Source organism: Halomonas sp., assembly GCF_041689495.1.
Lineage (GTDB): Bacteria > Pseudomonadota > Gammaproteobacteria > Pseudomonadales > Halomonadaceae > Halomonas.
In genome coordinates, this window is the sequence record NZ_JBDNGD010000049.1 from 1 (window position 1) to 10,380 (window position 10,380).

Consider the following 10,380-nt stretch of genomic DNA (forward strand, 5'->3'; position numbering starts at 1 on the left):
CTACCGGCACGATGGAGTGCATCGCCGAGCGGTTCAGGCGCAGGTCGGTCTGGTGGTAGGCGTCGATCACCGGCTGGTCGTTCATCGCCGAGTGCACCGTGGTGGTCACGCCGTGTTCTATGCCCAGGGCCTCGTCGAGCACGGTGAGCACCGGGACCAGGCAGTTGGTGGTGCAGGAGGCCGCCGAGACGATGCGATGTTGCACGGCGAGGGTATGGTCGTTGATGCCGGTGACGATGGTGGCATCCACGTCGCTCTCCGCCGGCTGGGAGAACAGCAAGCGACCCGCTCCGGCGGCGAGGTGACGCTCGGCGGTGGCGCGGTCGCGGAAGCTGCCGGAGCACTCCAGCACCAGGTCTATGTCGAGTTCCCGCCAGGGAAGGTGGTCCGGTTCAGGGTCGGAAAGCACCCGGATGGGCTGACCGTTGACGATCAGTCGATCACCCTCTACCTCCACCCGACCGGGGAATCGGCCGTGGGTGGTGTCGTAGCGGGTCAGGTAGGCGATGTTGGCCAGGTCCGAGAGCTCGTTGATGGCCACCACTTCGAGCGCCGACTCGCCACGCTCGATGAGGGCGCGCAGCACGCTCTGGCCGATACGGCCGTAACCATTGATGGCGATGCGGTGGGCCATGGCGGTGGTGGTGTCTCCCCAAGCGGTGAATCGACTGCCGGGAATTCTATCCCATTTGCTGTCTAGAGGCCCAGCAGTCGCCAGGCCAGTGGGAGGAAGGAAGGATGGGAGCACTGAAGATGCCGGTCAGGCTCATGCCCAGGGAGGCGAAGGCACCGGCAGTGGGGCCGATCTCGAAGGCGCGGACGGTTCCGATCACATGGCCGTTCAAGCCCAGCACGAAGCCGAGGATCCGTGGGTCGCGGATCTTCATGGGGCGCGACAGCAACCCCACTAAGGCGGTGGTCATGACCCCGGTGACCAGCAGGCCCCCCATCATCAGCGGGATGACGCCGCCGAGTTGCTCGTTGATGCCCAGGGCAATGGGCGACGTGACCGCCTTGGGCGCCAGGGAGGCGAGGACATCAGGTGAGGCACCGAGCAACCAGGCCAGGCCCAGAGCGTCAGCGCCAGCAGGCCGACCACGCCTGGAGAGAACGGCAGGGATAGCCACCACACCAGGGCCTCCCCTAGAAGCAGGAAGCCGACCAGCCAGAGAAACCCGTTGAGTATCGGCATGAATATCCTTGTGAGACGAAGACAAAAAACCTCGCCTGGAGGTCTTGAAACGCGATATAGCGCTCCTATTTTGCAGATTGGAGGGCGCCTGTCAGCTTCCATCGGCTCCCTTGACCCTAACCTGCTGATGAAGGAGGTGAATGACATGTTTGCAGATTCGTCGTGAACGTTACCAGGGGGCCTTGCCCGCTCGATGGAGGGCGTATCTTTGCGCCTGCAGTGTCAAAGACAGTGTCAAAGAGGTGGGGTCTTCCGCTACCCTTGGGGGATGGTCCGCGACACCCATCAACGCAGGGCGTGGTCACGCCCTAACGAGAGGATAGCGAGATGACGGATATCGCCAAGCTGCTGGGCGAGGAGGCAGAGGATCTGCTGGGTCATGTCTGCACGGGTATTTCCCGGGATCACCTTCACCTGCCCGGGGCCGATTTCATCGACAGAGTCATGGTCGACAGTGATCGCCGGCCCAGTGTACTGCGTAACATGCAGGCGCTCTTCAATCACGGCCGTCTGGCGGGTAGCGGTTACCTCAGCTTCCTGCCCGTGGATCAGGGTGTCGAGCATTCCGCCGGGGCATCCTTCGCGCCCAACCCGATCTACTTCGACCCGAGCAACATCGTGGAATTGGCCATCGAGGGTGGTTGCAACGGTGTCGCCTCGACCCTGGGCGTTCTCGGCTCGGTGGCGAGGCGTTATGCCCACAGGATTCCGATGATACTCAAGCTCAATCACAACGAATCCCTGACCTATCCCGCCATCTACGACCAGACGTTGTTCGCCAAGGTCGAACAGGCCCACGAGATGGGCTGCGTGGCGGTGGGGGCGACCATCTACTATGGCTCGCCGGAAAGCCGTCGCCAGATCGTGGAGATCAGCGAGGCCTTCGAGCGGGCCCATCAGCTGGGCATGGTCACGGTGCTCTGGGCCTACCTGCGCAATGCCGCCTTCAAGAAGGACGGCACCGACTACCATGTGGCCTCGGACCTCACCGGCCAGGCGATCCACCTGGCCGCCACGATCAAGGCCGACATCGTCAAGCAGAAGCTGCCCGAGACCAACGGTGGCTACCCAGGTGTCGGGTTCGGGCATACCCATGACAAGGTCTACGATGAGCTGACCTCCGACCATCCCGTCGACCTGGCCCGCTATCAGGTCGCCAACTGCTACATGGGGCGTGCGGGATTGATCAACTCCGGGGGCGCCTCGAGTGGTGCCGGCGATCTGGCCCAGGCGGTGCGAACAGCGGTGATCAACAAGCGTGCCGGTGGCATGGGCCTGATCTCCGGCCGCAAGGCATTCCAGAAGCCGATGGCGGAGGGTGTTCAGCTGCTCAATGCCATCCAGGACGTCTATCTCTCCCGGGATGTCACCATCGCCTGACCCGCGCCGCAAGAATCGGATGATCCAGTGCGACACCTGAACGCAAGGGGCACGGCCAGTGGCCGTGCCCCTTGCTCATGGGACCCCGTGCTGGATCATCCGATGAGTTGCCTGGCCTTGGCCACGACATTTTCCACGGTGAAGCCGAAGTGCTTGAAGAGGTCGCCTGCCGGTGCGGATTCCCCGAACGTCTGCATGCCGATGACGCGGCCGCCCAGACCGACGTACTTGTACCAGAGATCGGGATGGCCGGCCTCGATGGCCAGGCGGGCGGTGACATCGGAGGGCAGGACACTCTCACGGTACTCGGCGTCCTGGCCGTCGAAACGATAGGTCGACGGCATGGATACCACCCGCACGGCACGGCCCTGCGACTCGAGCTCGGTAGCGGCGTCCATGGCCAGGCCGACCTCGGATCCGGTGGCGATCAGGATCAGCTCGGGTTTTCCCTCGCTGTCCTTCAGCACATAGCCCCCATTCTGGATGCTGGCCAGTTGCTGCTTGGTGCGTTCCTGGTGGGGCAGGCCCTGGCGGGACAGCACCAGGGCAGTGGGTCCGGAGTTGCGTTTGATGGCGGCATCCCAGGCGGCGGCGGTTTCGACGGCATCACAGGGGCGCCAGGTCGAGAGGTTGGGTGTGGAGCGCAGCGTGGTCAGTTGCTCGATGGGCTGGTGGGTGGGGCCATCCTCGCCCAGGCCGATGGAGTCATGGGTGAAGACATAGATTGCCCGATTGCCCATCAGCGCCGCCATGCGGACCGAGTTGCGCATGTATTCCATGAAGATCAGGAAGGTGGCGCCATAGGGGATGAAGCCCCCGTGGAGCACGATGCCGTTCATGATCGCCCCCATGCCGAACTCGCGCACTCCATAGTGCAGGTAGTTGCCGTCCGGAGAGCCCTCAGCGGGGTTGCTGGAAGAGCCCGGAGTGATGGCCTTGGCCCCCTTCCAGAAGGTCAGGTTCGAGGGCGCCAGATCGGCGCTGCCGCCCAACAGTTCGGGAAGCTGGGGCCCCAGTGTGTCGAGGCAGTTCAGGGAGGCCTTGCGCGAGGCGATGGATTCGCCCTTTTTCTGAGCCTGCTGGACCATCGCTTCACTGTGGAACTCGGTGGGAAGCAGGCATTTCTCCCGGCGCTGTAACTCCCGGGCCAGTTCCGGGTGGGCCTTCTGATAGCGTGCGAAGCGGGACTGCCAGTCATTCTGGAGGGCATGACCCTTCTCGCGGGCGTCCCAGCCCTGATAGACGGCCTCGGGGATATGGAAGGGCGCGTGGGGCCAGTCGAGCTGCTCTCGGGCAGCGGCGACCTCGTCATCGCCCAGGGGTGCGCCATGGGCCTCTTCCTTGCCCTGCTTGTTGGGGGCGCCAAAACCGATGACGGTCTTGCAGATGATCAGGCTGGGCTTGTCGTCCTGGCTCCTGGCCAGCTCGATGGCCGCCTTGATTTCCTCGGGATTGTGGCCATCCACCTTGGGTACCACATGCCAGCCATAGGCCTCGAAGCGCTTGGCCGTATCGTCGGTGAACCAGCCCTTGACCTCGCCGTCGATGGAGATGCCGTTGTCATCGTAGAAGACCACCAGCTTGCCGAGCTGCTGGGTACCGGCCAGGGAGCCGACCTCGTGGGAGATGCCTTCCATCAGGCAACCATCACCGACGAAGCACCAGGTATGGTGGTCGACCACGGCGTGGCCCGGTCGATTGAACTGGGCGGCAAGGGTCTTCTCGGCGATGGCCATGCCCACGGCATTGGCCAGTCCCTGGCCCAGCGGCCCGGTGGTGGTCTCGATGCCCGGGGCATAGCCGAATTCCGGGTGGCCGGCGGTCTTGGAATGCAACTGGCGGAAGTTCTGGAGTTCCTCCAGGCCCAGCTCGTAACCGGTCAGGTGGAGTACGGAATACAGCAGCATGGAGCCATGACCGTTGGAGAGCACGAAGCGATCACGATCGGGCCACTTCGGGTCTTCCGGATTATGCTTCAGGTAGTCATTCCACAGTACCTCGGCGATGTCGGCCATGCCCATGGGCGCTCCGGGGTGGCCTGACTTGGCCTTCTGGACGGCGTCCATGGACAGGGCGCGAATGGCGTTGGCCAGTTCGAATCGGGATGGCATGTGGTAGCTCTCCTCGGCTGCGGCAAAAAGATCGATTCAGGGCCTGCGGAAGCTGTCCGGGGTGCTTGACTGGCTGGCTGGAAGCGCCGCCACCTGTCGGGTGCGGGTGCAAAAACAGTCCTGTATTGTCGCCGACTTGCTCCGTCGCATCAAATCGCGGATGCCAGTGCGCATGTCAGCGTGTAGACTCTTCATCCCGAATATTGTCGTTATCCCTTGAAGGGTCAGGACGATGTCAAGGCGGCGCTTCGGCGCCTTGCCGATCCAAAGTAAGGTTGAGGAAGCCATGAGCGAATACTCCCTGTTTACCTCCGAATCCGTTTCCGAAGGGCACCCGGACAAGATCGCCGACCAGCTCTCCGATGCGGTACTCGATGCCGTCATCGCCAGGGACAAGCATGCCAGGGTGGCCTGCGAGACGCTGGTCAAGACGGGGGTGGCCATTATCGCCGGCGAGATCACCACCTCCGCCTGGGTGGACCTGGAAGACCTGGTCCGCCGGGTCATCCTGGATATCGGCTATACCTCCTCGGATGTCGGCTTCGATGGCCAGACCTGCGGTGTGCTCAACCTGATCGGCAAGCAGAGTGTCGATATCGCACAGGGAGTCGACCGTGACGAGCCCGAGGATCAGGGCGCCGGTGATCAGGGGCTGATGTTCGGCTATGCCACCAACGAGACCGACTCCTACATGCCGGCGCCGATCCACTATGCCCATCGGCTGGTGGAGCGCCAGTCGGAACTGCGCAAGCAGGGGCTCCTCCCCTGGCTGCGTCCCGATGCCAAGAGCCAGGTCACCTTTCGCTATGATGTGAGCGGCAAGCCCAGTGGCGTCGATGCGGTGGTCCTCTCGACCCAGCATGACCCGAGCATCGACCAGCGGGAACTGCGCAAGATTGTCAGGCATGAGATCATCGAACAGATCCTGCCCGGTGAATGGCTGACCGAGAGCACCAAGTATCATATCAATCCGACCGGGAAATTCGTCATCGGCGGCCCCGTCGGCGATTGTGGCCTCACGGGTCGAAAGATCATCGTCGATACCTATGGCGGTATGGCTCGCCATGGCGGCGGCGCCTTCTCCGGCAAGGATCCCTCCAAGGTCGATCGCAGCGCCGCCTACGCCGGGCGCTACGTGGCCAAGAACCTGGTCGCCGCCGGTCTGGCCGACAAGTGCGAGATTCAGGTGTCCTATGCCATCGGCGTGGCCGAGCCTACCTCGCTGTCGATCAACACCTTCGGTACCGGGCGGATCGATGATGAACGCATCATCGCCCTGATTCGCGAGCACTTCGACCTGCGGCCCAACGCTATCATTCATATGCTCGACCTGCTGCACCCCATGTATCAGCTGACCGCCTCCTATGGCCACTTCGGTCGTGAGCCCTTCGAGCACACCTATAGCTGGACAGATTCCCGGGGCAAGGCACAAAGCGAAACCTTCACGGCCTTCCCCTGGGAGAAGACGGATCGGGCGGAAGCCTTGCGCCGGGCCGCCGGTCTCTAGGACCTCGGGTATCGGTTTGCAGGATCCGGCAAGGCCGGGAACTAAATGCGGTGCAGGTTGTTATGATCTGCATCGGTTGGACAAGACGTTACGGTTGAGTTGCTGCTGTTCGAGGGGCGCTGCAGTGCTTGTTCCTTGGCTGGGTTGCCAGGAGGAGCACGAGGCTCGGACAGAGTGGAATACAGGCAACGGCGCCCATTCCCTGGAATGGAGTAGAACCATGAGCCAACTGGCTTCCATGACCGTCATCACTGAAGACTTCAAGGTCGCTGACATCACCCTGGCCGATTGGGGCCGTCGCGAGATCCGCATCGCCGAGACCGAGATGCCGGCCCTGATGAAGATCCGCGACAAGTATCACGCCGAGCAGCCCCTGAAGGGCGCGCGGATCGCCGGTTGTATCCACATGACCATCCAGACCGCCGTGCTGATCGAGACGCTGATCGACCTTGGGGCCTCGGTGCGCTGGTCGTCCTGCAACATCTTCTCCACCCAGGATCAGGCCGCCGCCGCGATTGCCGCCGCCGATATCCCGGTGTTCGCCTGGAAGGGCGAGACCGATGAGGAGTTCTGGTGGTGCATCGAACAGACGGTGGAAGGCCCCGATGGCTGGACACCCAATATGGTTCTCGACGATGGGGGCGACCTGACGGCGCTTATGCATGAAAAGCATCCGGAATTGCTGGGTGCCATCCACGGGATTTCCGAGGAGACCACTACGGGCGTTCACCGCCTGCAGGAAATGCTGCGCGACGGCATCCTCAAGATTCCGGCAATCAATGTCAATGACGCCGTGACCAAGTCGAAGAACGACAACAAGTACGGTTGTCGCCATTCATTGAACGATGCCATCAAGCGTGGTATCGATCACCTCCTCGCCGGCAAGCAGGCGTTGGTGGTGGGCTATGGCGATGTCGGCAAGGGCTCGGCGGCTTCCCTTCGCCAGGAAGGCATGATCGTCAAGGTCACCGAGATCGACCCGATCTGTGCCATGCAGGCCTGCATGGATGGCTTCGAGGTGGTTTCTGCCTATGCCGATGGTGTCAACCGGGGAATCGACAGCATCGATCGCGCCCTGTTCCAGAAGATCGACCTGGTGGTGACCTGTACCGGCAATGTTGATGCCTGCGATGCCGCCATGCTGCAGTCGCTGAAGAAGGGCGCCGTGGTCTGCAACATCGGTCACTTCGACAACGAGATCGATACCGCCCACATGCGTCGCCAGTGGCACTGGGAAGAAATCAAGCCTCAGGTGCACAAGGTCTACCGCGACAGCACGCCAGGCAACTTCGACCCCGAAAGTGGCGATTACCTGATCCTGCTCTCCGAAGGGCGCCTGGTGAACCTGGGCAACGCCACGGGTCATCCGTCGCGGATCATGGATGGCTCCTTCGCCAACCAGGTGCTGGCGCAGATCCATCTCTTCCAGCAGGGCTTTGCTGACCTGCCAGGCCACCAGCAACAGGCGGCGCTGTGCGTCACCTTGCTGCCGCGCCACCTCGACGAAGAAGTGGCCCGCTACATGGTGGAGGGTTTCGGTGGGGTCATCACACGCATGACGGGGGATCAGGCCGATTACACCGGGGTGCCGGTGGAAGGGCCCTTCAAGCCGGATGCCTACCGCTACTGAGTCCCGTGGTCAGGCATGTAGGTCGGATAAGCCGAAGGCGCATCCGGCGTCATGTCCTGGTCAGTCTCATAGCCCGGCCAGCCGCATCATGCCCGTCAGGTAGAGCGGGATCACCAGAGGGGCGGCCAGGGTGGTGATCAGCACCGCCAGGGCGCCCTTCCCGGGGGCGATGCCGAGTTCCATGGCCACCACCACCACGTTGGCGGCCATCGGGACCACCCCGACCAGCAGCAGCGCCACCACCAGTTCGGCGGGCACCTCGAAGAGTGCCTGGAGACCGGCGACCGCGCCCAGGGCCAGCATTGGCCAGAGGCCGTAGCGGATCGCCACGCAGGCGCCGATGAAACGCCCGTCGACTTCCCTGATCGATACCCGACCCAATGTCATGCCGATGATCATCATGCCCAACAGGGTATAGGTCGCCGGAAACACGGCCATGCCATCGATTACCGCAGCCGGTATTTCCACGCCAAGGCCGCTGGCCATCAGCGCCGCGAGGAAGGCATAGACGAGCGGCAAGCGAAGGATCTTCACCAGGCTCTGGCGTGCCGAGAACTGTCCGCGAGCGCTCAGATAGAAGCCCACGGTGAACTCGTAGAGGGTCACCCCCAGCACGCAGAACAGGTAGAAGGTGACGCCTTTGGGCGGCAGCAGCACCATGGCCACCGGCAGGCCGAAATAGCCGGTGTTACCCGTGCCCGAGGAAAAGGCCAGCACGGCACTCTCCTCCGGGGCGAAGAAATGACGTGCCAGGCGGTGGAAGATCAGGGCGACCAGGCTGGAGGCGGTGAACAAGGCGAGGGTGAGCAGCAGGTAACTCGGGGTGGGGCCACCGAGTGTCAGGGCGCGGAAGAAGGTAAGCGGGGCGATCAGGTAGATCAGCAGGGTGGCAATGGGACGCGGGTCGATGGCCAGGCGCCGACTGGCCAGCCAACCCAGGGCGACGAAGGCCAGCAGGGTCCAGAGCGGTCCCATCAGGGTATCGGGTTCGATGGCGGTCATCTGACGTCCTTGTGTCAAATCAGGGGTCACCGGAAGGAGATCACGCTGTGGTCGCGGCAACGTGAAGCAGATCGATACAGCATGACGGAACTTTCATTGGTCGTCCCCCCCAAGTGCCGCCACAATACCGTCAAAATGCATGATTTTCATGAGGTGATTCGATGAGTACGCAGGACCATCCGCTGAGCATCAGCTTCGAATTCTTTCCCCCTAATACCGATGCCGGACGGGACAAGCTGAACGGGGTCCGTGATGCCCTGGCCGAGCGCAAGCCACGCTTCTTCTCGGTGACCTACGGTGCTGGCGGTTCCACCCAGGATCGAACCCTGCAGACGGTTCGCCAGGTACGCCGGTCAGGCATCACCACGGCCCCGCATCTCTCCTGCATCGGTAGCGAGAAGGCCAACCTGCGGGACTTGCTCGCACGCTACCGCGAGGAGGGAATCGACAGCCTGGTGGCCCTGCGCGGTGACCTGCCCTCGGGCATGGGTGGCATCGGTGAGCTGCGCTATGCCAATGAGCTCGTCGAATTCATCCGCGAGGAGGCCGGTGACCACTTCGAGATCGCCGTGGCGGCCTATCCCGAGAGCCATCCCCAGGCGCCTAACCTGGACAGGGACCTGGAGAACTTCGCCCGCAAGATAAAGGCCGGGGCAAACCTCGCCATCACTCAGTATTTCTTCAATGCCGACGCCTATTTCCATTTCGTCGACAGGGCCCGGGCGCTCGGTGTCGAGGCGCCCATCGTGCCCGGGATCATGCCGATCACCAACTATGCCAAGCTGGCGCGTTTCTCGGATGCCTGTGGGGCCGAGATCCCGCGCTGGATACGCAAGCAGCTCGAGGCCTATGGCGACGACAGCGAAGCCATCGCCGCCTTCGGTGAAGATACCGTGTCGCGACTCTGCCAGCGACTGCTTGATGGCGGGGCACCGGGCATCCACTTCTATACCCTCAACCAGGCCGCGCCGACACTCAGGATCTTGGATAATATCTCCGCCTGAGAGGCTCCTCGCCGGTCATCATGATCCGCCCATGCAAGGAGCCCCGCCATTGGCGGGGCTCCTCGTCGCGGTTACGGACGGCTGTGGCCGCTGTTGGCATCAGCCCGAGGCGGGCGCGCTGGCCTTGCCATGCAGCCGACGCTGCATCATGAAGATGGCAACGCCGATCGCCAGGCCGGCGAGGTCGGTATAGATGCCGCCATAGATCATGAATATCGCCCCGATCAGCATGAGGATACGTGTCCAGGCCTTCACGGGCCCGAAGAACCAGGCCTGTACCATCCCGGACAGCAGCACGATACCCAGGGTGGCGGTGACCCCTACCCGCAGGATCTGTATCCAGGAACCTTCCATCAGCATGGCTGGGCTATAGAAGAACATGAAGGGGACGATGAAGGCCGCCAGACCGATCTTGAACGACGCCACCGAGGTTCCCATGGCGTTGGCACCGGAGATGCCCGCTGCCGCATAGGAGGCCAGGGCCACCGGCGGGGTGATCGCCGAGACCACGGCGAAGTAGAAGACGAAGAAGTGTGCCACCAGGGGCTGGATGC

9 protein-coding genes and 1 riboswitch are annotated in these 10,380 nt (G+C 62.9%); of the genes, 4 read left to right on the forward strand and 5 right to left on the reverse strand.

Annotated elements, in window-relative coordinates:
• On the reverse strand, positions 1–634 hold a 634-nt coding region (locus tag ACESMD_RS01585; RefSeq protein WP_372609693.1), incomplete at its 3' end, for a type I glyceraldehyde-3-phosphate dehydrogenase.
• 46 nt (positions 635–680) lie between these two features.
• Positions 681–1,130: an LrgB family protein gene (locus ACESMD_RS01590; protein WP_372609695.1), complete on the reverse strand. Its 450-nt coding sequence runs from the start codon at positions 1,128–1,130 to the stop codon at positions 681–683.
• 389 nt (positions 1,131–1,519) lie between these two features.
• Between ACESMD_RS01590 and ACESMD_RS01595 the strand changes: the two genes are divergently transcribed.
• A complete protein-coding gene (locus ACESMD_RS01595; RefSeq protein ID WP_372609697.1) occupies positions 1,520–2,572 on the forward strand; it encodes a class I fructose-bisphosphate aldolase in 1,053 nt (350 codons plus the stop codon).
• A gap of 95 nt (positions 2,573–2,667) precedes the next feature.
• Here the strand turns inward: ACESMD_RS01595 and tkt are convergent, their stop codons facing one another.
• On the reverse strand, positions 2,668–4,683 hold the full coding sequence (tkt, locus tag ACESMD_RS01600; protein WP_372609699.1) for a transketolase: 2,016 nt from the start codon (positions 4,681–4,683) through the stop codon (positions 2,668–2,670).
• Between the two features lie 286 nt (positions 4,684–4,969).
• On the opposite strand from tkt, the gene metK reads away from it, so the two are divergent.
• Positions 4,970–6,190, forward strand: coding sequence for a methionine adenosyltransferase (gene metK / locus ACESMD_RS01605; protein WP_372609701.1), 1,221 nt, complete (start codon positions 4,970–4,972; stop codon positions 6,188–6,190).
• Between the two features lie 105 nt (positions 6,191–6,295).
• Positions 6,296–6,394: riboswitch (S-adenosyl-L-homocysteine riboswitch) on the forward strand.
• Positions 6,395–6,428: 34 nt separating this feature from the next.
• Positions 6,429–7,820, forward strand: coding sequence for an adenosylhomocysteinase (ahcY, locus tag ACESMD_RS01610; protein WP_372609709.1), 1,392 nt, complete (start codon positions 6,429–6,431; stop codon positions 7,818–7,820).
• 66 nt (positions 7,821–7,886) lie between these two features.
• On the opposite strand, the gene ACESMD_RS01615 is transcribed toward ahcY, so the two are convergent.
• Entirely contained in the window at positions 7,887–8,822 is a 936-nt protein-coding gene (locus ACESMD_RS01615) for an AEC family transporter (RefSeq protein WP_372609703.1), read from the reverse strand.
• 161 nt (positions 8,823–8,983) lie between these two features.
• Between ACESMD_RS01615 and metF the strand changes: the two genes are divergently transcribed.
• On the forward strand, positions 8,984–9,826 hold the full coding sequence (gene metF, locus ACESMD_RS01620) for a methylenetetrahydrofolate reductase [NAD(P)H] (protein ID WP_372609705.1): 843 nt from the start codon (positions 8,984–8,986) through the stop codon (positions 9,824–9,826).
• A 99-nt stretch (positions 9,827–9,925) separates the two neighbouring features.
• Here metF and ACESMD_RS01625 read toward each other — a convergent pair.
• Positions 9,926–10,380: TRAP transporter large permease subunit (locus ACESMD_RS01625; RefSeq protein WP_372609707.1), on the reverse strand; the 455-nt coding region annotated here is incomplete at its 5' end.